The sequence below is a fragment of the Pseudomonas promysalinigenes genome (assembly GCF_014269025.2).
In the GTDB taxonomy this organism is placed as follows: domain Bacteria; phylum Pseudomonadota; class Gammaproteobacteria; order Pseudomonadales; family Pseudomonadaceae; genus Aquipseudomonas; species Aquipseudomonas promysalinigenes.
The window spans coordinates 3599954-3623329 of record NZ_CP077094.1 but is presented as its reverse complement, the minus strand read 5'-3'; the positions used below and the strand labels follow the sequence as shown (position 1 = coordinate 3623329).

Sequence of the window (23376 nt, the reverse complement as noted above, 5' to 3'; positions counted from 1 at the left end):
CGCAGTTTGTGCTCCCGGCCTTTTCGCGCAAAGGCCAGCAATCCTTGGCCATCGCCATTGGGCAGAATTCATGCGCAAAGCTTCCCAAACCTTCTACCCTCCAGTGCGTTCCTTCGCCGAACCGCGTATGATGCGCGGCCTTTTGGCGCATTCGTTGCCAAAACCCTGATTTCATTCCTACACCGGGAGGTGCCCAGATGAGTGAGCAAGACCTGAAAACTACCGAAATCACCCCTCCAGCCGGCGAAAAGCTGCAGAAAGTGCTCGCGCGCATTGGCGTCGGCTCGCGCCGTGACGTCGAAGCCTGGATCAGCCAGGGCCGCATCAAGGTCAACGGCGTCGAGGCCACCCTGGGCCTGCGCGTCGACCTGCATGACGCCATTACCGTGGACGGCAAGCTGATCAAGCGCGAAGAGGCCGCTGAGGCCACGCGCCGGGTGATCATGTACAACAAGCCCGATGGCGAGATCTGCACCCGCGACGACCCGGAAGGTCGCCCGACCGTGTTCGATCGCCTGCCGCGGCCAAAGGAAGGTCGCTGGATCAATATCGGCCGCCTGGACATCAACACCACCGGCCTGCTGTTGTTCACCACCGACGGCGAGCTGGCCAACCGTCTGATGCACCCGTCCTATGAGATGGACCGCGAATACGCCGTGCGCGTACGGGGTGAGGTCGACGACGAAATGATCGATCGCCTGAAGGCGGGCGTCATGCTCGAAGATGGCCCGGCAAAATTCACCGACATTCAAAAGGCACCCGGCGGCGAAGGCTTCAACCACTGGTATCACTGCGTGGTGATGGAAGGTCGCAACCGTGAAGTGCGTCGCCTGTGGGAGTCTCAGGGCATGGTGGTAAGCCGCCTGAAGCGCGTGCGTTTTGGCCCGGTATTCCTCAACTCCGACCTGCCGATGGGCCGCTGGCGTGAAATGACCCAGGGCGAAATTGACATCCTGGCCGCTGAAGTGGGCCTGCAGCCGGTTGCGCTGCCTGCCTTGAACCTCAAAGCCAAGGACAAGCTGGAGCGTCTGCAGCGCAAGTCGAGCCGGCCCATGGGGCGCAACGAGCGTGTGCGTAGCCTCCGCCCAGCCCACGAGGGCGCTGCTGGCGCTTCAGAGCGGCCGGCACGTCAGCCCCGTGAAGAAGCTCCGCGCAAAGGCAGCCGTGGCAGCACGGTGGCTGAGCGCCCGAGCGAGATGCGCAAGCGTCCAGGCAAATCTGAGGGTGACAAGCCAGCCGGTCGTGGCCGCGGCAAGCCGCGCGGTTGATCACGACACGCAGTACTCAAACCAGCCCTCGGGCTAATGCTGTTCACTTAAGCATTTGAGTCCGGCTTGGGGTCGAAATATCCGATACCAGGGGTCTGGTGTCGGATTTTTTTTGGGTTCAATCTAGCCGTTTAGTGCCTGTGAGATCGAGCGCCGCCCGCGCGGCGCATCGCGAGCTGCGCTCGCTCCTACGTTTGTTTCGGGCCAGTAACGCCTGTGGCAGATGCGCGCGACCGCCTGGTTCATACGACGCGATACCGCGCCATGCACCAAGGCGTCCGCGCGCAAATCCCGCAGGCATAATTGGCCCGAAACAAACGTAGGAGCGAGCGCAGCTCGCGATGCGCCGCGCGGGCGGCGCTCGATCTGCGCTCCACCGAAGAGCTCACGCCGAACCTCTAGGCTTAAATGGTCAGCATTAGCCTCGGGCTGGTTCTGATCTGCCCGTGCATCATGTGTCGTCTTTGCACAGCGCCCAACATATTGAGCCCAAAAGAATTTTTCGGACGACTGGCAATTTTCCAAACCACTCTGTAAAGAAATTTGTACGATATCGCTCAAATCAACCCATCAATTCGGAATTGTTCGGTTCTTGTAAACAGAACTTGCCGCAACTTACCCACCCAAGCCTGCCCTGCGTGCCTGCCCCGTCTTGCCCAAACCCCCGTAGCGCGGTGATATATCACTCATTGCCGTGTGCATAAGCCTGACCACAGAGCCAGGCCAACAGAACAACAAATGGAGGCGCCATGTACGCCGATCACTTCGCCTTTTTCGGCACTTACCACAGGATCGCTGCGTTTTTTCCAGAGGAAACGACGCAACGCGTTGACGCCTGCGCGTTTGCAGGGGTATACAGTGCGCCGCGTTTTACCTGTGACCCTCTTGCGTACCGCGCACTCTTGCCGACGCCTGGCTGATTCGCTTCGGCGGCACCGGTTGGCAGGAAATTCAAGGTAACCACCTTGCCCATTCCGCTGCGCCACGAGCGCGGTGGGTCCGATCCCGTCACAGATAAAAACAATGCAGGTGACTTCGTTCATGAGTGGACAAAACATGCATTCAGGCGAGCTCAAGCGGGGCCTGAAAAATCGCCATATCCAGTTGATTGCCCTGGGCGGTGCAATTGGGACTGGCCTGTTCCTTGGTTCGGCAGGCGTGATGAAATCCGCCGGCCCGTCGATGATCCTAGGCTATGCCGTGTGCGGCTTCATCGCTTTCATGATCATGCGCCAGCTTGGCGAGATGATCGTCGAGGAACCGGTGGCCGGCTCGTTCAGCCACTTCGCGCACACTTACTGGGGCGGTTTTGCCGGTTTTCTGTCGGGCTGGAACTGCTGGGTGCTGTACATCCTGGTGGGTATGTCGGAGCTGTCGGCGGTAGGCAAGTACGTTCACTACTGGTGGCCAGAGATTCCCACCTGGGTCACCGCGGCAGCGTTCTTCGTACTGATCAATGCCATCAATCTGATGAACGTGAAGTTCTTCGGTGAAGCCGAATTCTGGTTCGCCATCATCAAGGTCGTGGCGATCGTCAGCATGATCGGCCTGGGTGCCTATCTGTTGACCAGTGGCAATGGCGGCCCTGACGCTTCGGTCAGCAACTTGTGGAGCCATGGTGGCTTCTTCCCCCACGGCGTCAGCGGCCTGGTCATGGCCCTGGCATTCATCATGTTCTCCTTCGGCGGCCTGGAAATGCTCGGCTTTACCGCTGCTGAAGCGGACAAGCCCAAAACCGTCATTCCGAAGGCGATCAACCAAGTCATCTACCGTATTCTGATTTTCTATGTCGGCGCATTGGTCGTGCTGCTGTCGTTGACGCCGTGGGACAATTTGGTCGCCAGCATCGACGCATCCGGCGGCAGTTACGGTAGCAGCCCGTTCGTGCAGGTCTTCTCCATGCTCGGCAGCGATGTCGCAGCCAACCTGCTGAATTTCGTGGTCTTGACTGCTGCACTTTCGGTGTACAACAGCGGCACCTACTGCAACGCACGCATGCTGCTGGGTATGGCCGAACAAGGCGATGCACCGGCCTCGTTGGCCAAGGTCGACAAGCGCGGTGTGCCGGTGCGGGCGATTCTGGTGTCGGCGGCGGTAACGCTGATTGCGGTGCTGCTCAATTACCTGATGCCGCAGAATGCGCTGGAGTTGCTGATGTCGCTGGTAGTCGCCACGCTGGTGATCAACTGGGCGATGATCAGCTACTCGCACCTCAAGTTCCGCCAGCACCTTGACCGCACCGGCCAGAAACCGCTGTTCAAGGCCTTGTGGTACCCCTACGGCAACTACTTGGTGTTGGCCTTCGTAGTGCTGATCCTCGGTATCATGCTGATGATTCCAGGTATTCAGGTATCGGTGTACGCCATCCCGGTATGGCTGATAGCGATGTTTTTGGCGTATCTGGTCAAAGGCCGTCGTCAGCCGCAGGCCAAGGGTGTTGCCGGTGTCGTCGGCAAGTAAGCCTCCAGGCTAATGAAAAAACCCGATGTCAGGTGACTGGCATCGGGTTTTTTGTCGCCTGCTGCGGCCTCTAGGCGGGTGAACCCCCACTGCCACAACTTCTCAATGGCGATGAGTGCGTAGTAGCGGATTGACCCGCGAAGAAGCCACAGCAAGGTTCAAATTTGCTCAAGCAGCCAACTGCGAAATGCCCTCAATGAAGGCAGTGCCTCGTTGCGCGGCGGGTAGATCAGGTAATAACTGCGCTGGCTGGCAAACGCCGCCCCTGGGCTGAACAGCTCGCCCTTGGCCAGCTCTTCCTCGACCAGTATGCGCGGTACCAGACCGATGCCGATCCCGGCCCGCACCGCTTGTATCAGGTGCGAAGTCAGCTCGAAGCTTGGCCCTAACCGCATGGCCCGGTGCGCCAGGCCGTGGTGGGAGAACCACTCGCCCCAGGCATGGGGGTTGTTGGCCACGTTCAGCAAGACTTCTGCACTGATGCGTGCAGGGCTCCAGCCTTGCGCATCGTCGCCTGCCTGCGGCGGCAGAATGACCACCAACTGCTCAGCATGCAGCCGGTGGCAGATAAGGCCCGGCAGGTCATGGCTGGCCACGCCGATGGCGGCATCGATCTGGCTGGTGTCGAAGTCGATCGCTTCGATGCGTGAATGAATGTGCACCAGCATGCCAGGGTGGGCGCTGTAGAACGCATGCAAGCGCGGTAGCAGCCATTTGGAGCCGAAGGTGGGTAGCGTTGCCAGGCGCAGGGTGCCGACCCCCGACTGATAGGCCAGCGCCTGCAGCGTGGCGCTGCGGATGCGGCCCAACGCTTCGCTCAACTCGCGCTGGTACAACCGGCCGACGTCGGTCAGTTGCACTTGCCGGCCCTCGCGGCGAAACAGTGTCAGGCCCAGTTGCTGCTCCAGTGCCTGAACCTGACGGCTGACTGCGCTCTGGGTCAGCGCCAGTTCGGCAGCGGCACGGGTATAGCTTTCATGGCGAGCAGCAGCTTCGAACGCCAGCAGCAGCGACATGGACGGGGTGAGATGGCGGTAATTCATTCATGAAAGTCATCGATAGCGGCAGGATTATCCGTTTGCCCCTGAGGCGAAACTACAGGAACATTGGCTCATACGTCATCCCTGTGGGCCTAACCCATGCTGGGGCGGCAGGATTTCCGTGAATTAGCACTTATCAAGAGGCCATCCTTCGATGATCGCCCAGCTGTCTACCCTGGCGCCCGCCGCCAACTATCCCGAATTCCTCGAGGCCCTGCGCAGCAGTGGCTTCCGTGGCCAGATCAGCGCTGACTACGCTACCCGTACCGTACTGGCAACCGACAACTCCATCTACCAGCGTCTACCTCAGGCAGCGGTCTTCCCAATGGACGCCGATGACGTGGCGCGGGTCGCCACGCTGATGGGCGAGGCGCGCTTCCAGGCGATCAAGCTGACCCCGCGTGGGGGCGGCACCGGCACCAATGGCCAGTCGCTGACCGATGGTATCGTCGTCGACCTGTCCCGACACATGAACCAGATCCTGGAAATCAACGTCGAGGAACGCTGGGTGCGGGTGCAGGCAGGTACGGTCAAAGACCAGCTCAACGCCGCGCTCAAGCCCCATGGGCTGTTTTTCGCCCCTGAGCTGTCCACTTCCAACCGCGCCACCATTGGCGGCATGATCAACACCGACGCCAGTGGGCAGGGCAGCTGTACCTATGGCAAGACCCGCGACCATGTGCTTGAACTGCACTGTGTGCTATTGGGCGGCGAGCGCTTGCACAGCCTGCCGCTGGAAGATGATGCATTGGAGCAGGCTTGCGCGGCGCCTGGCAGGGTCGGTGAGGTGTACCGTATGGCCCGGGAAATCCAGGAAACTCAAGCCCAGCTGATCGAAACGACGTTCCCCAAGCTCAACCGTTGCCTGACCGGTTATGACCTTGCGCACCTGCGCGACGAGCATGGGCGTTTCAACCTCAACAGCGTGCTGTGCGGTGCCGAGGGTTCGCTCGGTTATGTGGTCGAAGCCAAGCTTAATGTGCTGCCCATTCCCAAATACGCCGTGCTGGTCAACGTGCGCTACACCAGCTTCATGGATGCGCTGCGCGACGCCAATGCCTTGATGGCGCTCAAGCCTTTGTCGATCGAGACGGTCGACTCCAAGGTGCTCATGCTGGCAATGAAGGACATCGTCTGGCACAGCGTTGCCGAATACTTCCCGGCCGACCCAGAGCGCCCGACCCTGGGCATCAACCTGGTGGAGTTCTGCGGCGATGAGCCGGCCGAGGTCAATGCTCGGGTCCAGGCCTTCATCGACCATTTGCAACGCGACACCAGCGTCGAGCGCCTGGGGCACACTTTGGCCGAGGGGGCTGAGGCGGTCACCCGGGTCTACACCATGCGCAAGCGCTCGGTAGGGCTGCTCGGCAACGTCGAAGGCGAGGTACGCCCGCAGCCGTTCGTTGAAGACACCGCCGTACCGCCTGAGCAGTTGGCCGATTACATCGCCGACTTCCGCGCGCTGCTCGACGGTTACGGCCTGGCCTATGGCATGTTCGGGCACGTCGATGCCGGCGTGCTGCACGTACGGCCAGCCCTGGATATGAAAGACCCTGCGCAGGCCGCATTGGTCAAGCCGATCTCCGATGCCGTTGCCGCACTGACCAAACGCTACGGTGGCCTGCTGTGGGGCGAGCACGGCAAAGGCTTGCGTTCGGAGTACGTGCCGGAATACTTCGGGGCACTGTATCCGGCGCTGCAGCGGCTTAAAGGTGCATTCGACCCGCATAACCAGCTCAACCCAGGCAAAATCTGCACGCCGCCAGACAGCGTTGAAGGCCTGACCAAGGTCGACGGCGTGACCCTGCGCGGTGACCTGGACCGCACCATCGACGAGCGAGTCTGGCAGGACTTCCCCAGCGCTGTGCACTGCAACGGCAATGGCGCCTGCTACAACTATGACCCCAACGATGCCATGTGCCCGTCGTGGAAGGCCACCCGTGAGCGCCAGCATTCACCCAAGGGCCGTGCATCCTTGATGCGCGAGTGGCTGCGCTTGCAGGGCGAGGCTAACATTGATGTGCTGGCGGCAGCGCGCAACCCGGTATCTTGGCTCAAGGGCCTGCCGGCGCGGCTTCGCAACAACCGCGCGCGCAACCAGGGCCAGGCAGATTTCTCCCATGAGGTATACGACGCCATGGCTGGCTGCCTGGCCTGCAAATCGTGCGCAGGGCAGTGCCCGATCAAAGTCAACGTACCGGACTTCCGTTCACGCTTTCTGGAGCTGTATCACGGCCGCTACCAGCGCCCGCTGCGCGACTATTTGATCGGCTCCCTGGAATTCACCATTCCGTATCTGGCTCACGCACCGGGCCTGTACAACGCAGTCATGGGCTCGCGATGGGTAAGCAAGCTGCTGGCGGACAAGGTCGGCATGGTCGACAGCCCACTCATCAGCCGCTTCAATTTCCAGTCGACCCTGACCCGCTGCCGCGTTGGCGTGGCTAGCGTGCCAGCGCTGCGGGAGCTGACCCCGGCCCAGCGCGAGCGCAGCATCGTGCTGGTGCAGGATGCTTTCACCCGTTATTTCGAGACGCCGCTTTTGGCTGCGTTCATCGAGTTGGCTCACCGCCTGGGCCATCGGGTGTTCCTTGCGCCGTACAGCGCAAACGGCAAGCCCCTACATGTGCAGGGTTTCCTGGGGGCGTTCGCCAAGGCGGCAATTGGCAATGCTACTCAGCTCAAGGCCCTGGCTGACTGCGGCGTGCCGTTGGTAGGCCTGGACCCGGCCATGACCCTGGTCTATCGCCAGGAGTACCAGAAGGTGCCTGGCCTGGATGAGTGCCCCAAAGTGCTATTGCCCCAGGAATGGTTGATCGACGTGCTTCCCGAGCAAGCACCTGTGGCCCCAGGCCACTTCCGTCTGATGGCCCATTGCACCGAGAAGACCAACGTTCCGGCCAGTACCAAGCAGTGGGAGCAGGTGTTCGCCCGTTTGGGGCTCAAGCTGGTGACCGAGGCGACCGGTTGCTGCGGCATGTCTGGCACTTACGGGCATGAGGCACGCAATCAGGCGACATCGCGCACCATCTTCGAGCAGTCCTGGGCGACCAAGCTGGACAAGGAGGGCGAGGCGTTGGCCACCGGCTACTCGTGCCGCAGCCAGGTCAAACGCATGACCGAACGGCAGATGCGCCATCCGCTGGAGGTGGTGCTGCAATACGCCAGGCGCTGACCTGGAGCAAGCTGGGGGGCGCTAAGCGCCCCCGGCGCTACGGCCGCGAGCACGGCGGGCTTGCCGATACAAATGCAGGCTCAGCACCAGCCCGCTGCAAGAGGCTGCAGCCGCGAACAGAAACATCGAAGCAAACCCGAACCCCGATGCCACCGCACCCACTAATGGCCCGGTGACCCCCAGCGACAAGTCGATAAACAGTGAATAGGCACCTACCGCTGCCCCGCGGTTGGCCGCTGATACCTGGTTGACCGCTTCCACCCCCAATGCCGGGAACACCAGCGAGAAGCCGAAGCCGCTCAGCGCCGCTCCTGCCAATGCCAGCTCGGCGTTTGGCGCCAGCCACAACATCAGTAACCCAAGGGTTTCGACTGACAAACAAGCGATTGCCACCCTGAAACCGCCGATCCGATTGATCAAATTGCCAAACAACAACCGCGCGCAGATGAAGCTTGCACCGAACAGGCTCAGGGTCAGCGCGGCATTGGCCCAGCCGCGGCTGGCGTAATACAGGGTGATGAACGTGGCGATGGTGCCAAAGCCGATGGACCCCAGCGCCAGCCCCGAACCATGGGGCAAGACTTTGCTCAGCACCTGCATGAACGGCAGGCGCTTGCCACTGACCACCGGGGCGGCACGTTTGGGCCAAGCCAGCAGTAGGCCAAAGCCGCACAGCAGCAGGATGCTCACACCCATGCTCCACAGGCCAAGGCTCTTGACCATCATCACACCCAATGGCGCACCGATGGCCAGTGCGCCGTAGCTGGCGATACCGTTCCAGGAAATGACCTTGGCGGTGTGCTGCGCCCCAACCCGGCCGATGCCCCAGCCGATCGAGCCGGAACCCACCAGGCTTTCGGCACTGCCCAGCACCAGACGCCCAAGCAGCAGGCATACCAGGCTAACCCATGGCAGATGGGTGAGAAAGGCGCAGGCGAGCATGAATACCCCACTCAAACCGCAGCCGAACAGGCCGTACATCACGGCTTTTTTGCTGCCCAGGTTATCGATGATGCGGCTGGCGGTAGGACGGCTGAGCAGGGTGGCGAGGTACTGGACGCTGATCACAAGGCCCGCGATCACGGCACTGAAGCCCAGGTCGTTGTGCACATAGCCAGGTAGCACGGCCAGCGGAATCCCAATATTCAGATAACCGATGAACGTGAACAAAACGATGGAAACGACTTGGCCAGTGATGGCAAAGGAGGAAGCGGCTTGCGGGGGCATGGGGGGTCCGTAGGGCTGTGGGCATGGCGCGCCTACATCATAACCGTGCCTGTACAGCTTGCGGGCAGCTCGTGCATGAACAACGGCTGCCCGCAGCGCTGTCGCTATTCTCGATAGTCAACCAACCAACTGACGCTGAACGCTGCCTTGTCGAAGTCAAGGCGTAGCCGCGGCAGCACGTAACCGCCGCACGAACGGCAGGTGCTGAACAGGGTGAACACCTGGATCGACCTGACCTGTTCGGGCCGTGCCAGCAGGTCTTCGCAAATCACCGTGGCAATCAGCCGTTCCGAGTCCAGGTGCCGATGGTGTTGTTGCACGTCGAGTGCCGTAGGGCGCCGCAGAATCGGCAGTTCGGTGAAGCGCGGCGACGGCGCTCTGCCCTCCATACGCTCCAGGGCATTGATGAAGGTGATGTTGAGGCTTTCGTCGGGCGGCGGGGTGGCGATCTTGAAGATACGCTTGCTTTTGCCGCCTGAGAGCGAGTAGTAAACGCGGCGTCTGCCATCCTCAAGGGCCACGGTGAAGAATGCAAGGTTCGCCCCCGGCAGGTGTTCGCGTAGGCTACGTGCGCCGGAATCGCTGAGCAATTGGTCTACGGTCATTGGGGTGAATGACTTTGGGGTGCCCGAGGCCGGTAGCAACCGGTTGAGGATATGGTTGGTGTGTGCCTGCTCGCTGACCGTGGCCTGAATCAATGGCCGCCAAGTCGGGATGATTTCTCGGTTCAGCCCCACCAGGCCGGATTTCATCACCCCGGTTAGGGCATCCTGGGCTTGGGAATTGGTGAGTATGTTCTTGGCGAATTCGGGCAGCATGCGGGCTTCTGCAGCGTCCAGCAGCTCTTGAAATGGGCTCATCCTGACCGGGCGCAAGGTACGACCGTGCTCCAGCCAGTCACGCAGCAGGGCGGTCAGATTGTCGACGTCGCGCTGCAGGTTAGAGCGTGTGGCTACGATCCGGTAGCTTTCGCTCAGGTCCAGATAACGCTGAATCAGATCTGGGTCGCGAACTCTGGATAGGATACGGCGTTGGTCGCGTGGTGGCATGGGCCGAGCCTCGGGCCCAATCGTATTGTCGAGCACTTGTTCCAACTGCCGCAGCTGCCAACGCCAGGGCTCATGCCGGGTTGCGTAGAACACACCGGTGTCCGCTTCGACCACCAGCCACTCAGCCTCCATCCATTCGATCAGGGCCGCCCTGATGATGCGCCTGTCGGCGATCGTCCTGGCCAGCCCGCCAAGCCTTACGGGCGGGGCGAAACGGGCAAGAATCTCTACGTTGAGCCGTGGGGTATCCTCCGGCAAGCCAAACCAGAACTCTGCTAACGGGTCGACAGTGATGCTGCGGTGATAGATAGGTGGCGTAATCACACCCAGGCTGACCTCGGCCCTGAGTTTTGGCAGGACTCTCACGGAGTTGATGTATTCGAGCACTTTGCCTTCGTGCACCATCACCTGGGCCAGCGCTAATTTTCCGACCACCACATCGCGTGCGCGAATCGGTGCAGGCTCCAGCCGGGTGGTCAGGAAAGCTCGGCTGGCGTGCTGGCCGAACAACGGCGTGCCTGCATTGACCTCGTCTGGCTTAAATAGCAAGGCGATGGTTGACTCATGCGGCCCGCTATAGGGTGTTTTCAGCACCTGCGGGTTCGTCTGAAATGTCGAGTTCGCGACCCTTTGCAGCACGTTACTTTTGTCTGAGGGCTGATAGCGATAGGCCTCGCCGTTGATGATCACATCAATCAGGTTATCGGCCCTGCTGATTGTGATAGGGCGTTGGGCGGTGCCCCAGGCCAGGGATAGGTCGGCTGGAGGGAGTCGATCAAGTATCAGCTGGCCCGGCGTTAGGCCTGGGGGCGGCATGCGGTCGAGTACGAAGGTATCTGGCCACTCGCCTGGGTGCGTGAGCTCGGGCGCGCTGTGCCAGCGCCGCAGGCCGATGGTGCGTTGGTAAAGAGCCGGAGGCAGCTCGCTTGAAAGCGCCCAGCGCTTGGCGATCGTTTCAAGGGTGGTACGTGCGACTTTTGCAGCTAGCTTGTTGCTGCCGAAAATCCGCGATAGCGAGCTTGCCGTGCGCAGGGCATTGCCAGTGAGGGTGCCGACGCCGCCTAGTACGTCCAACGCACAGCTGGCGGCATCCTCACTGTCTTTCACATCAACGCAGGCTACCAGGGGGACCGTGTTCTTGATCAGCTTCCACAAGTAAGCCCAGTCACTGACTTTACGTTTCTCGGCCAGAAAACGTTCGTAGGCGGTGGCGCCTTTGCCGGCCAGGTGCAGAGCAGCGCGGTTACCCAGTGCAATGGCAGTGGCATAGATACCGGCCAACGCGTCGAGTTTTGCGTTTTCAGGTGCCTCGCCCAAATGTTTCAAAGTGCAATAATGGTTGGCGACATCCCATGTGGGTGCTGCACCGTTGTAGTCCAGGTAGCTGAGGTTCATGCGCCCTGCCAGTTGTTCGAACGCCTTCGGTGCGCTGTACCAGACGCGATAGGCCAGGCGTTCGGGAAACAGCTCCAGCAGTGTGTCACGCTCTGGATCATGCACTCGGATGAATATGCCCCGGGTGCCAATTTCCTCATGCCAGAGATCTTGCGGGCTATCGCCATAGGGCGGCACCGGCTCAGGCCCGTGATAGCGAGGCCAGGTGGCGGCATAACAGGTCCAGTGCGCCTGGCCAAGCTGCTCGCGTTGTTCAGCGGGTAGGTGCCTTATCAGGCGTTGCAGCAGGCCCTGGTAGCGAACCTTGGCAGTTGCTTCCCAGCTGTCAAATTCACGCTCGTACCAAGCGGTGATATTTTCAAGGCCTCTATTGGCGTATCCCACGCGATCATCGACATAGGCTTCAAGATGCAGTTGCCCGTCGATGTTACGCCCTGCCGGGTCGATACCTTTGGCTTTCAGGCGCAGAGCGGCCTCGGTCATGCGATTGGGACGCTGCTCGATGGCCTCCATGTCCCAGGCATTGAGGTAATGGTCATACACCTTTTGCCATTGCAGCGCCGACCAAGGCGGCAAACTGTCGATATGCCCATGCAGCGGCCCCCAGTGGCTCAAGGTATCGCGCAGCGCTTCGTTAGCGGTGCTGTCATCGGCGGGGGTTTCGATGTTCATTTGAAAAGCCTGCTCAAATGACCCTGGCAATTGCCGTGCGCGCAGCAGCATTGCGCCTTGGCGCAGGGCAGCCCAGTCTAGATCAGGGCGGTAAGGGCTGTTGGTTGGTTGGCCGTCGAGCAGCAGTTCGGGGGCGAAACGGCGCATCAGCAATTCGCCGGCGAGCTCGGCCACGGCAGGTTGGCAGCCAAGGCTGGCCTGCACGCTATTGACCAGGTCAAGGCGGATCTGTGGGAAGGGCAGCAAGGTGTTGTGGGCGTTGAACAGCTCGAAATCCAGCAGGTAGCCTGGGCGTCGATCCTCAGGCGGGTAGAGCGTATCCGCGATTGCTTGCTCGGCAAGCGCTCGGCTGTGCGGGTTCGAGCCCAGCTGAATTGCCTCGCTAAGGCGCAGTGCCCAGCGGTCGAATGCCTCTGATTGCAACAAGGCGTCCAGCGCTTGGGATGCGGGTGCGTTCAGAGCTGCGCCGGGCAGCAGCACTTTCCCATATTGGTTAGGCACAAGCCCTGCTTGCAGCTCGCGCTGAGTTGGGGCCCGGTAGCGCGCCCCCTGGAAATACACATCAGCCTCAAGGGCCTCGAACAACTGGTCACCCTGGCTACGCCCCAGGGGCGCCGGTAACAGGTGGCGTACAAGCACATTGAGGTCGAGGTAGCCGTCAAGCTCCAGCGCTGGCATGGCAGGCAGTGGCGGCGGGGGAGTCGTAGACAGGTCGGCCAATAGCAGCAGGGCGGCCATCACAAAGGCATCGCGGCGTTTGTGACAGAGGCCTTTTGCCCACAGGGTTTGCGCCAGGCTGCACGCGCGGTAGGGCGTGATCGTTGCTGGCGGATCGCTCAGCGCTTTTGGGAGCGCACGCTTGACCAGCGTTTGCAGGAAGTAAGTGCATTCGTCGGGTGCAACAGGGCTGTGCGGCTCGCGTGCAAAAAACCGGTTGAGGTGGGCTGCTGCCAAGTCGCTGGCAAGTGCTTGCTCGAGCGCCAGGCGTAACTGGCAGTCTGCCAAGTCGTTGGGAAACAGATCGTCAAGGTTCAATGCCTGGTCAAAGTGCAGGCTAAGTGATGTCTTGAGATCGTAGGGGCCGGACAAGCCACTATCGAGCAGTACATCCTGCGAGGTGATCGCGTCGATCTGGCTGCGGCGCAGTGATGGGACTTGATGGAAAGGCAGCATGGCGCGGACTCCGGTATGAGGGTCCGTCAACATGGCCTTAGTCGAGCAGCAGTTTGAGGTATTGAGCTACTGCCGCATTCGGGACGGTGTGAAAACGTGATGACGGGGGAGCCCACAGGTCAGCCGTTTTCACACAGTCGCAGGGTTGCGCGGTTTATTCCTGGTCAGCGCTGGGTTGATCATCACCATCCTGATCGACGGCAGGCGTCGGCTCGGCGTGGACGGTAACGGTTGGCTCTTCTGGGTTCAGGCTTGGGAAGGGAAGATTCGGGATTTCATGCATCTCGTCGTTCCTCGCAAGTGTGAGTGAAAAGTCTGCGCCAGGCGCGTTTGGAGCTTCGTAAAGCTGGGGCAGGATACACAAGTCTGGATGACAGTTAGTAAATTTTCCTGGTCGCTTGTCGGTTTTGCGGGCGGATACCGGATGGTTTTCGCACAGGTGCAGGAGACGACTAGGGCTTTGCGGCTTGATGTCAGTCAGCTAGGGACTGATGCTTGGGGCCGCAGTGCGGCCCCAATTTGCAGCTCTGTTATTGATGTTATTTGCGGCCTTCAGCCGTCTCGGCCACTTTGTCGGTGCGCGCGCACATGATGAAGTCGTTGCGATGCAGCCCTTTGATCGAGTGGCTCCACCAGGTCACGGTGACTTTACCCCATTCAGTCAGCAGACCAGGGTGGTGGCCTTCAGCCTCGGCGATTTCGCCCACGGCGTTGGTGAACGCCAACGCGTGCTTGAAGTTCTTGAACAGGAACACGCGCTCAAGCTCCATATGGCCGTCGCGTACTTCGATGCTCCAGTCCGGTATCTGGCGAATCAGCTCGGCCAGTTCTTCGTCGGTGACCTTCGGTGCGTCAGCGCGGCACGCTTCGCAGTGGGCTTGGTTCAAGGCATTCATGGTGTGTTTTCCGCTTCGAGTTGTTATCTGCAAGGTGCTCAGGCAGCGACCTTGGGTGGAAACTTCGGCGCATGCAGCCCTAACTGCATGGCCTGGTGGACCATACCCATGATGTCTTCGTGGGCCAGGTCAAACAGGCGCTTCATGGTCGGTAGGACGAAATAAAGCGGCTGCAGGATGTCGATCCTATAGGGTGTGCGCATGCATTCGATCGGGTCGAAGGCCTGATGCTCCGGTTCGCCGCAAAGGCTGTAGACGGTTTCCTTGGGTGAGGAGAGGATGCCGCCACCATAGATCTTGCGCCCCTGCGCGGTTTCCATCAGGCCAAACTCTATGGTCATCCAGTACAGGCGCGCCAGATACACCCGCTCTTGCTTGGTCGCGGCCAGGCCGAGCTTACCGTAGGTATGGGTGAATTCGGCGAAGAAGGGGTTGGTCAGCAGCGGGCAGTGGCCGAATATTTCGTGGAAGATGTCCGGCTCTTGCAGATAGTCCAGTTCTTCGGGGGTGCGGATAAACGTCGCGACCGGGAAGCGCTTGCTGGCCAGCAGCTCGAAAAAGGTCTGAAAAGGGATCAACGCCGGTACACGAGCAACCTGCCAACCGGTGGTAGCGCCCAGCACTTTGTTGATTTCACCCAGCTGTGGAATGCGGTCGTGGGGCAGCTTGAGCTGGTCGATGCCGTCGAGGTACTCCTGGCAAGCGCGGCCCTCGATGACTTTGAGCTGGCGGGTGATCAAGGTATTCCATACCGCATGCTCTTGCTGCGGATAATCGATAAACCCGTGCGCATCGGGCTCGCGTGCCACGTATTGCGTCTGTTTCATGTGGCTCTCCTAGTGAGTGCTCTTTCTTGTTATGTCCACGACATGACCTAGGAATATCCCTTCACCGGACGTTTTGCACGATGGCTGGTTGCGCAGGGTAGCTACCTGAGATGCCTAGAATGTAACGATTATTTTACAAAAGGCCGTTGCTATCGGAAAATCCAGAGCATTGGGCTGGCATAGGTGCCATTTTTGTCAGCTTATCTTTACGATTTTTTCCACGCGACTGTGAAAAATCAGCCGCTTCGAGAGCATCCATGCGTATCAAAGTCCATTGTCAGAACCGGATCGGCATTCTTCGGGACATTCTCAATCTGCTGGTGGAATACGGCATCAACGTTCTGCGGGGGGAGGTAGGGGGCGATCATGGCAATGCCATCTATTTGCACTGCCCCAACCTGATCAATCTGCAATTCCAGGCATTACGCCCCAAATTCGAGTCGATTGCCGGTGTATTCGGAGTCAAGCGGGTGGGCCTGATGCCCAGCGAACGGCGCCACATGGAGCTCAATGCGTTGCTGGGCGCGCTGGACTTCCCCGTGCTGTCGATCGACATGGGCGGCAGCATCGTCGCCGCCAACCGCACCGCAGCGCAGTTATTGGGGGTGCGGGTCGACGAAGTACCGGGCATGCCGCTGGCACGCTATGTCGAGGACTTCGACCTGCCGGAGTTGGTCCGTGCCAACAAGTCGCGGATCAATGGCCTACGTATCAAGGTAAAGGGAGATGTGTTTCTGGCCGATATCGCGCCACTGCAATCAGAACACGATGACAGTGAGGCCTTGGCCGGTGCAGTGCTCACGCTGCACCGCGCAGACCGCATCGGCGAACGTATCTATAACGTGCGCAAGCAGGAGCTGCGCGGCTTTGACAGCATTTTTCAGAGTTCGAGGATGATGGCGGCAGTGGTGCGGGAGGCGCGACGCATGGCGCCTCTGGATGCACCTCTGCTGATCGAAGGTGAGACGGGTACCGGCAAGGAGTTGCTGGCGCGTGCCTGCCACCTGGCCAGCCCGCGGGGTCAGTCCCCGTTGATGGCGCTCAACTGCGCTGGCCTGCCTGAGTCGATGGCCGAAACCGAGTTGTTCGGTTACGGTCCTGGGGCGTTCGAGGGAGCGCGCGCCGAGGGCAAACTGGGGCTGCTGGAGCTCACAGCCGGCGGTACTTTGTTCCTTGATGGCGTGGGCGAGATGAGCCCGCGGCTGCAAGTGAAGCTGCTGCGTTTCCTACAGGATGGTTGCTTCCGCCGTGTTGGTAGTGACGAGGAGGTTTACCTGGACGTGCGGGTGATCTGCGCCACTCAGGTCGACCTGTCGGAACTGTGCAGCCGTGGCGAATTCCGTCAGGACCTGTATCACCGGCTGAACGTGCTGTCGCTGCACATCCCGCCGCTGCGTGAATGCATGGACGGGCTCGAAGGCCTAGTTCAGCACTTTCTCGACCAAGCCAGCCGACAGATCGGCTGCGCCTTGCCACGGTTGGCGCCTGCGGCCATGGATAAACTCAGCCAGTATCACTGGCCTGGTAATGTGCGGCAGTTGGAGAACGTATTGTTTCAGGCGGTTTCGCTATGCGAAGGCGGGATAGTGAAAGGTGAACATATTCGCTTGCCGGATTACGGTGCCAAGCAGCCGTTGGGCGAGTTCTCGCTGGACGGCGATCTTTCGCAGATCGTCGGGCGCTTTGAAAAGGCGGTACTTGAAAATTTGATGGGTGAGTTTCCAAGTAGTCGGGCACTAGGGAAACGGTTGGGGGTTTCTCATACGACAATTGCTAACAAGTTGCGCGATTACGCATTGGGGAAATCGCTGGATTAAATAAAATTTACTTAATCTTCTATTAATTTTTAAGTGTCGCTAAGTTGCAGCTGGCTGACACGCGACGGGGCCCATTTGGGCCCCGATTCGGGTTTTCAGCCGTTGGAGCAGCCGTTGCCCATCACGCGGTATTCAAGGATGTGCTTGTGCCCATTGGAGTCTTCATAGGTCATGCGGGCGGGCACTACCTCGCAGACGTTTGGCACTTCGCTCATTGAGATGACGCGGGCGATATCCAGGTGCTGGGAGTACGTGTACTGCTCAACCGGGATTTGTTCGACAGTGTTCGTTTCGCCGGCCATCGCCGTGCTGCAGAGGCCGCCGAGTACCAATACCAGTAACGCTTTCATGTTCAATTTACCTGTTTAAGGTCGTCAGGGGGGCACGCGGCGCTTGTGACGCCGCGAGTAGTACTGAATTTCAACTATCGGGATTAGAGTGGGATTAACAAATTGCCTTCGTGGGGGCTGTTTCCTGTAGTTAATCGCTTTGCCGTTGCTGGCGAGATCAATGTTATGCCTGGATAACTAAGGGAAACAGATAGCGTTTTGATAAAGCCTTTTGCCAAATTCTGTAACAATCCCTTGAACGGCATCCTTCGGTTTCTACTATGACGGGCCAGTAGCTGCGGGCTAGAGCCTCTGCTGCTGTGCGGGCCGCCAAGGGATTACCTGCGCTACTACCATCGTCGTATGGTTTTTCCAGCTCTGTTACAGTTACAAACGGTTCCATACAAAAACAACTATTACACCGAGGTATCACAGATGAGTGCGGCTCCACTGTATCCCGTTCGTCCCGAGGTTGCGGCCACTACCCTGACCGACGAGGCCACCTACAAGGCCATGTATCAGCAATCGGTGATCAACCCGGACGGCTTCTGGCGTGAGCAGGCCCAGCGCCTGGACTGGATCAAGCCGTTCACCAAGGTCAAGCAGACCTCCTTCGACGACCACCATGTGGACATCAAGTGGTTTGCCGACGGCACTCTTAACGTGTCCTCAAACTGCCTGGACCGCCACCTGGAAGAGCGCGGCGATCAATTGGCGATCATCTGGGAGGGCGACGACCCTTCCGAGCACCGCAATATCACCTACCGCGAACTGCACGAGCAGGTGTGCAAATTCGCCAATGCCCTGCGCGGCCAGGATGTCCATCGTGGCGATGTGGTCACCATCTACATGCCAATGATCCCGGAAGCGGTAGTGGCCATGTTGGCCTGTGCCCGCATCGGTGCTATTCACTCGGTCGTGTTCGGCGGCTTCTCGCCGGAGGCTCTGGCCGGTCGCATCATCGACTGCAAATCCAAGGTGGTGATCACTGCTGACGAGGGGGTGCGAGGCGGTCGTCGTACACCGCTGAAGGCCAACGTCGATCTGGCGCTGACCAACCCTGAAACCAGCAGCGTTCAGAAGATCATCGTGTGCAAGCGCACCGGTGGTGACATTGCCTGGCACCAGCATCGCGACATCTGGTACGAAGACTTGATGAAAGTCGCTTCCAGTCATTGTGCACCGAAGGAAATGGGCGCCGAGGAGCCGCTGTTCATTCTTTATACCTCCGGCTCCACCGGCAAACCCAAGGGGGTGCTGCACACCACTGGCGGCTACCTGGTGTATGCCGCGCTGACCCATGAGCGGGTGTTCGACTACCGCCCCGGTGAGGTCTACTGGTGCACGGCTGACGTTGGCTGGGTGACTGGGCACAGCTATATCGTCTACGGCCCGTTGGCCAACGGCGCCACCACCGTGCTGTTCGAAGGCGTACCGAACTACCCCGATATCACTCGTGTGTCGAAAATTGTCGACAAGCACAAGGTCAACATCCTCTACACGGCGCCGACCGCCATACGCGCCATGATGGCCGAAGGGCAGGCTGCGGTTGCGGGTGCTGACGGTTCCAGCTTGCGCCTTCTGGGTTCGGTCGGCGAGCCGATCAACCCTGAGGCCTGGAACTGGTATTACAAGACCGTGGGCAAAGAGCGTTGCCCAATAGTCGACACCTGGTGGCAAACCGAAACCGGTGGCGTGCTGATCAGCCCACTGCCGGGGGCCACGGCGCTCAAACCTGGCTCGGCAACCCGGCCGTTCTTCGGCGTGGTGCCAGCGCTGGTGGATAACCTGGGCAACCTTATCGAGGGCGCTGCCGAAGGCAACCTGGTAATCCTCGATTCCTGGCCGGGCCAGTCGCGTTCGCTGTATGGCGACCACGACCGTTTCGTCGACACCTACTTCAAGACCTTCCGCGGCATGTACTTCACCGGCGATGGTGCGCGTCGTGATGAAGACGGCTACTTCTGGATCACCGGCCGTGTAGACGACGTGCTCAACGTTTCCGGGCACCGCATGGGCACTGCGGAAATCGAAAGCGCCATGGTCGCCCATGCCAAGGTCGCCGAAGCGGCTGTGGTGGGTGTGCCCCACGATATCAAGGGGCAGGGCATCTATGTCTACGTCACCCTCAATGCTGGGGTCGAACCCAGCGAGCAACTGCGCATGGAGCTCAAGAACTGGGTGCGTAAGGAAATCGGCCCGATCGCGTCGCCCGACGTCATCCAATGGGCACCGGGGCTGCCGAAGACCCGCTCGGGTAAGATCATGCGCCGTATTCTGCGCAAGATCGCCACTGCTGAATATGATGGCCTGGGTGATATCTCGACCTTGGCAGACCCAGGCGTCGTGCAGCATTTGATTGACACCCACAAAGCGATGAACCTGGCCTCGGCTTGACTTAGCGCTCAGAGGCGATCGCCTAACCGGTGGGAGCGAGTTCGCTCGCGAAGAGGCCAGTGAGGTTGCTGACGGGCTTGCTCGTTACGCCCGCCCCGCTGGTTTAGCCACCTACCTCAAACCCCGCTCGGTCAGCCGGCGGGGTTTTTGCTTCACTGTTACCCGACATTCATCGGTAACTCTTCTGTCACCGATTTCGCACAGGATCGGGGCGTCGGGAAACAGGTCTGTCCGCTGCTGGTGCAATCGGGCGGCTTTTTTCTGCAAGGACAAACGCTGCACTTGCCGTAAAGCAAGGGTTTGCCAATAATAGGCCCGTTAATTGCTTTGCTTATAGGTTGTTCCTCTCGAGCTCTTGCATGATTTGCAACGGCTGTCAACATTGCTCGACGCGATTTCAAGCGCTTCTGTAACTAGTTGTCGCTTTGAAGAAATATCGACTACCGGGCTGTCGTTAAAATGCCACTCACTCGCTCGTGGTCTGCGACCTTGGTCGAAACCTGCGCGGCTCGCGTTGTACCCATTCGCATAGCGGGCAGCTGTTACCCCTGCCTCGTATTGCCCCGTACCGATGGAGTTACCTGATGAAGAAGCTCGCACTGCTTGGCGCCCTGGCGCTTTCCGTGTTTTCCCTGGTATCGCAAGCCGATGAAAAGCCGCTGAAAATCGGTATCGAAGCGGCTTACCCTCCTTTTGCCTTCAAGCAGCCTGATGGCAGCATCGCCGGTTTTGACTACGACATCGGCAATGCCTTGTGTGAAGAAATGAAAGCCAAGTGCACCTGGGTCGAGCAAGAATTCGACGGCCTGATCCCTGCGCTCAAAGTGCGCAAGATCGACGCCATCCTGTCGTCCATGTCGATCACCGAAGACCGTAAGAAGTCGGTGGACTTCACCAAGCGCTACTACCTGACGCCGGCGCGCCTGGTCATGAAGCAGGGCACTGCCGTGAGCGATAGCCTGGACGAGCTCAAGGGCAAGAAAATTGGTGTGCAGCGTGGCTCGATCCACGACCGCTTCGCCAAGGAGGTCCTGGCACCCAAAGGCGCCACTGTCGTGCCGTACGGTACCCAGAACGAAATCTACCTGGACGTCGCTGCCGGTCGCCTGGACGGCACCGTGGCAGATGCGACCCTGCTCGAGGATGGCTTCCTCAAGACCGATGCCGGCAAGGGCTTTGCTTTCGTCGGCCCGTCTTTCACCGACGTCAAGTATTTCGGTGACGGCGTAGGCATCGCTGTACGCAAAGGCGACGACGCCAACCGCGAGCGCATCAACAAGGCCATCGATGCGATTCGTGCCAACGGCAAGTACAAAGAAATCGAGAAGAAGTACTTCAACTTCGACATCTACGGTCCAGACTCGAACTAAGACGTCGGGTTTAACCTGTGCAATGGTGCAAACAGCAGAAGCTCTGAGGTTTGCACCATTTTTTCATTCCCAAGCCCTGAGGAATCCCAATCATGTTGAAAGGCTATGGGGCAGTCATCCTCGACGGGGCGTGGCTGACGCTGCAGCTCGCCCTGTCGTCGATGGCCCTGGCCATCGTCCTTGGCCTGATCGGCGTGGCCCTGCGTCTGTCGCCGGTGCGCTGGCTGGCCTGGCTGGGGGATCTGTATTCCACGGTGATCCGTGGCATCCCTGACCTGGTCCTGATCCTGCTGATCTTTTATGGCGGCCAGGACATCATCAACCGAGTGGCACCATTGCTCGGTTACGACGATTACATCGACCTGAACCCGCTGATCGCCGGTATCGGCACGCTGGGCTTCATTTTTGGTGCGTACCTGTCGGAAACCTTCCGTGGGGCGTTCCTCGGTATACCTAAGGGGCAGGCCGAAGCCGGCGTGGCCTATGGCATGAGTGCGCGCCAGGTGTTCTTCCGCATCCAGGTGCCGCAGATGATCCGCTTGGCCATTCCAGGCTTCACCAACAACTGGTTGGTGCTGACCAAAGCCACGGCGCTGATTTCGGTGGTGGGCCTGCAGGACATGATGTTCAAGGCCAAGCAGGCGGCTGATGCCACTCGTGAACCTTTCACCTTCTTCCTGGCCGTAGCGGCGTTGTACCTGGTGATTACCAGCGTTTCGCTGCTGGCGCTGAAGTATCTGGAGCGCCGCTACTCGGTGGGCGTCAAGGTGGCTGAACTATGATCTTCGACTACAACGTTGTCTGGGAGGCGATGCCACTGTATCTGGGCGGCCTGCTGACCACTCTCAAACTGCTGGCCCTGTCGCTGCTGTTCGGCCTGCTGGCGGCCATTCCGCTGGGCCTGATGCGTGTCTCCAAGCAGCCTGTGGTGAACGTCAGTGCCTGGTTGTATACCTATGTGATCCGTGGCACGCCGATGCTGGTGCAGTTGTTCCTGATCTACTACGGCCTGGCTCAGTTCGAGGCGGTGCGCGCGAGTGTCTTCTGGCCGTGGCTGTCCAGTGCCACTTTCTGCGCATGCCTGGCGTTCGCCATCAACACCAGTGCCTACACGGCCGAAATCATCGCCGGCAGTCTCAAGGCCACGCCCCATGGCGAAATCGAAGCGGCCAAAGCCATGGGCATGTCGCGCATGAAAATGTACCGCCGTATCCTGCTGCCTTCTGCGCTGCGCCGGGCGCTGCCGCAATACAGCAACGAAGTGATCATGATGCTGCAGACCACCAGCCTGGCCTCGATCGTCACCCTGATCGACATCACCGGTGCGGCACGCACGGTCAATGCTCAGTATTACCTGCCTTTCGAGGCCTACATCACGGCGGGCGTGTTCTACCTGTGCCTGACCTTCATCCTCGTGCGCCTGTTCAAGATGGCCGAACGCCGCTGGCTCGGCTACCTGGCGCCGCGCAAGCACTGACCGCTCTGTGAGAACCGACAGTATGTACAAACTTCAAGTCCAAGACCTGCACAAGCGCTACGGCAGCCATGAAGTGCTCAAGGGTGTGTCCCTGTCAGCCAAGGCTGGCGACGTGATCAGCATCATCGGCTCGAGCGGTTCGGGCAAGTCGACGTTCCTGCGCTGCATCAACCTGCTGGAGCAGCCCCATGCCGGCAAGATCCTGCTCAACAACGAAGAGCTCAAGCTGACCCCTGGCAAGGACGGAGCGCTCAAAGCCAGCGACCCGCGTCAGTTGCAGCGCATGCGTTCGCGCCTGTCGATGGTGTTCCAGCATTTCAACCTGTGGTCGCACATGACCGCCCTTGAAAACATCATCGAAGCGCCGGTGCATGTGTTGGGGGTGAACAAGAAAGAGGCGTTGGAGAAGGCCGAGCACTACTTGGCCAAGGTGGGCGTTGCTCACCGCAAGGACGCCTTCCCTGGCCATATGTCAGGTGGCGAGCAGCAGCGCGTGGCCATTGCCCGGGCCTTGGCCATGGAGCCTGAGGTCATGTTGTTCGACGAGCCCACCTCGGCGCTCGACCCTGAGCTGGTTGGTGATGTGCTCAAGGTCATGCAGGCCTTGGCCCAGGAGGGCCGGACCATGGTAGTCGTGACCCACGAAATGGGTTTTGCCCGCGAGGTGTCCAACCAGTTGGTGTTCCTGCACAAAGGCTTGGTCGAGGAAACCGGCTGCCCGCGTGAAGTGCTGGCCAACCCGCAATCGGAACGGCTCAAGCAGTTTCTCTCCGGTAGCCTGAAGTAAACACTGCCTCTTTGCAC

16 protein-coding genes are annotated in these 23376 nt (G+C 59.9%); 9 read left to right on the top strand and 7 right to left on the bottom strand.

The features are described from left to right. Positions 1-197: 197 nt before the first annotated feature. Entirely contained in the window at positions 198-1268 is a 1071-nt protein-coding gene (rluB, locus tag HU725_RS16430; RefSeq protein WP_186478998.1) for a 23S rRNA pseudouridine(2605) synthase RluB, read from the top strand. Positions 1269-2309: 1041 nt separating this feature from the next. Next, positions 2310-3728, top strand: coding sequence for an amino acid permease (locus tag HU725_RS16425; RefSeq protein WP_186478923.1), 1419 nt, complete (start codon positions 2310-2312; stop codon positions 3726-3728). A 158-nt stretch (positions 3729-3886) separates the two neighbouring features. Here HU725_RS16425 and HU725_RS16420 read toward each other — a convergent pair whose 3' ends face one another. Then, the gene (locus tag HU725_RS16420) at positions 3887-4771 is read right to left on the bottom strand and encodes a LysR substrate-binding domain-containing protein (RefSeq protein WP_186478924.1); all 885 of its coding nucleotides are present in this window, start codon (positions 4769-4771) and stop codon (positions 3887-3889) included. Between the two features lie 151 nt (positions 4772-4922). On the opposite strand from HU725_RS16420, the gene ydiJ reads away from it, so the two are divergent. Continuing rightward, a complete protein-coding gene (ydiJ, locus tag HU725_RS16415) occupies positions 4923-7943 on the top strand; it encodes a D-2-hydroxyglutarate dehydrogenase YdiJ (RefSeq protein ID WP_186478925.1) in 3021 nt (1006 codons plus the stop codon). Between the two features lie 21 nt (positions 7944-7964). Here ydiJ and HU725_RS16410 read toward each other — a convergent pair whose 3' ends face one another. The 5 genes from HU725_RS16410 to phhA form a co-directional block, all read right to left on the bottom strand. Next, positions 7965-9170 carry an MFS transporter gene (locus HU725_RS16410; protein WP_186478926.1) on the bottom strand — a complete coding sequence of 402 codons (1206 nt, stop codon included), beginning with the start codon at positions 9168-9170 and terminating at the stop codon, positions 7965-7967. 104 nt (positions 9171-9274) lie between these two features. Continuing rightward, positions 9275-13459 carry a deaminase domain-containing protein gene (locus HU725_RS16405; protein WP_186478927.1) on the bottom strand — a complete coding sequence of 1395 codons (4185 nt, stop codon included), beginning with the start codon at positions 13457-13459 and terminating at the stop codon, positions 9275-9277. A 154-nt stretch (positions 13460-13613) separates the two neighbouring features. Next, entirely contained in the window at positions 13614-13742 is a 129-nt protein-coding gene (locus HU725_RS22975) for a hypothetical protein (protein WP_261743855.1), read from the bottom strand. Between the two features lie 256 nt (positions 13743-13998). After that, positions 13999-14355, bottom strand: a complete 357-nt coding sequence (locus HU725_RS16400; protein WP_060480176.1) for a 4a-hydroxytetrahydrobiopterin dehydratase — start codon at positions 14353-14355, stop codon at positions 13999-14001. A gap of 38 nt (positions 14356-14393) precedes the next feature. Next, a complete protein-coding gene (phhA, locus tag HU725_RS16395; protein ID WP_186478928.1) occupies positions 14394-15182 on the bottom strand; it encodes a phenylalanine 4-monooxygenase in 789 nt (262 codons plus the stop codon). Positions 15183-15439: 257 nt separating this feature from the next. Here phhA and HU725_RS16390 point away from each other — a divergent pair, with 257 nt between their 5' ends. Further along, on the top strand, positions 15440-16999 hold the full coding sequence (locus tag HU725_RS16390; RefSeq protein WP_186478929.1) for a sigma-54-dependent transcriptional regulator: 1560 nt from the start codon (positions 15440-15442) through the stop codon (positions 16997-16999). A 95-nt stretch (positions 17000-17094) separates the two neighbouring features. Here HU725_RS16390 and HU725_RS16385 read toward each other — a convergent pair whose 3' ends face one another. Continuing rightward, positions 17095-17349, bottom strand: a complete 255-nt coding sequence (locus HU725_RS16385) for a DUF2790 domain-containing protein (protein WP_060480179.1) — start codon at positions 17347-17349, stop codon at positions 17095-17097. A 414-nt stretch (positions 17350-17763) separates the two neighbouring features. On the opposite strand from HU725_RS16385, the gene acs reads away from it, so the two are divergent. The 5 genes from acs to HU725_RS16360 all read left to right on the top strand — a co-directional run bounded on the left by acs (position 17764) and on the right by HU725_RS16360 (position 23359). Continuing rightward, a complete protein-coding gene (gene acs / locus HU725_RS16380) occupies positions 17764-19725 on the top strand; it encodes an acetate--CoA ligase (protein WP_060480180.1) in 1962 nt (653 codons plus the stop codon). Between the two features lie 584 nt (positions 19726-20309). Continuing rightward, the gene (locus tag HU725_RS16375; RefSeq protein ID WP_186478930.1) at positions 20310-21095 is read left to right on the top strand and encodes an ABC transporter substrate-binding protein; all 786 of its coding nucleotides are present in this window, start codon (positions 20310-20312) and stop codon (positions 21093-21095) included. A gap of 92 nt (positions 21096-21187) precedes the next feature. Then, positions 21188-21877, top strand: a complete 690-nt coding sequence (locus tag HU725_RS16370; protein ID WP_186478931.1) for an ABC transporter permease — start codon at positions 21188-21190, stop codon at positions 21875-21877. Continuing rightward, a complete protein-coding gene (locus HU725_RS16365; RefSeq protein ID WP_186478932.1) occupies positions 21874-22572 on the top strand; it encodes an ABC transporter permease in 699 nt (232 codons plus the stop codon). Before HU725_RS16370 ends, HU725_RS16365 begins: the two co-directional genes overlap by 4 nt. Positions 22573-22594: 22 nt before the next feature. Then, positions 22595-23359, top strand: coding sequence for an ABC transporter ATP-binding protein (locus tag HU725_RS16360; protein WP_186478933.1), 765 nt, complete (start codon positions 22595-22597; stop codon positions 23357-23359). The last annotated feature ends 17 nt before the right edge of the window (positions 23360-23376 follow it).

What these genes read in the sequence shown, in the direction of transcription:
- rluB (WP_186478998.1), top strand. Translation starts at nt 198, where the DNA reads ATGAGTGAGCAAGACCTGAAAACTACCGAAATCACCCCTCCAGCCGGC.
- HU725_RS16425 (WP_186478923.1), top strand. Translation starts at nt 2,310, where the DNA reads ATGAGTGGACAAAACATGCATTCAGGCGAGCTCAAGCGGGGCCTGAAA.
- HU725_RS16420 (WP_186478924.1), bottom strand. Translation starts at nt 4,771, where the DNA reads ATGAATTACCGCCATCTCACCCCGTCCATGTCGCTGCTGCTGGCGTTC.
- ydiJ (WP_186478925.1), top strand. Translation starts at nt 4,923, where the DNA reads ATGATCGCCCAGCTGTCTACCCTGGCGCCCGCCGCCAACTATCCCGAA.
- HU725_RS16410 (WP_186478926.1), bottom strand. Translation starts at nt 9,170, where the DNA reads ATGCCCCCGCAAGCCGCTTCCTCCTTTGCCATCACTGGCCAAGTCGTT.
- HU725_RS16405 (WP_186478927.1), bottom strand. Translation starts at nt 13,459, where the DNA reads ATGCTGCCTTTCCATCAAGTCCCATCACTGCGCCGCAGCCAGATCGAC.
- HU725_RS22975 (WP_261743855.1), bottom strand. Translation starts at nt 13,742, where the DNA reads ATGCATGAAATCCCGAATCTTCCCTTCCCAAGCCTGAACCCAGAAGAG.
- HU725_RS16400 (WP_060480176.1), bottom strand. Translation starts at nt 14,355, where the DNA reads ATGAATGCCTTGAACCAAGCCCACTGCGAAGCGTGCCGCGCTGACGCA.
- phhA (WP_186478928.1), bottom strand. Translation starts at nt 15,182, where the DNA reads ATGAAACAGACGCAATACGTGGCACGCGAGCCCGATGCGCACGGGTTT.
- HU725_RS16390 (WP_186478929.1), top strand. Translation starts at nt 15,440, where the DNA reads ATGCGTATCAAAGTCCATTGTCAGAACCGGATCGGCATTCTTCGGGAC.
- HU725_RS16385 (WP_060480179.1), bottom strand. Translation starts at nt 17,349, where the DNA reads ATGAAAGCGTTACTGGTATTGGTACTCGGCGGCCTCTGCAGCACGGCG.
- acs (WP_060480180.1), top strand. Translation starts at nt 17,764, where the DNA reads ATGAGTGCGGCTCCACTGTATCCCGTTCGTCCCGAGGTTGCGGCCACT.
- HU725_RS16375 (WP_186478930.1), top strand. Translation starts at nt 20,310, where the DNA reads ATGAAGAAGCTCGCACTGCTTGGCGCCCTGGCGCTTTCCGTGTTTTCC.
- HU725_RS16370 (WP_186478931.1), top strand. Translation starts at nt 21,188, where the DNA reads ATGTTGAAAGGCTATGGGGCAGTCATCCTCGACGGGGCGTGGCTGACG.
- HU725_RS16365 (WP_186478932.1), top strand. Translation starts at nt 21,874, where the DNA reads ATGATCTTCGACTACAACGTTGTCTGGGAGGCGATGCCACTGTATCTG.
- HU725_RS16360 (WP_186478933.1), top strand. Translation starts at nt 22,595, where the DNA reads ATGTACAAACTTCAAGTCCAAGACCTGCACAAGCGCTACGGCAGCCAT.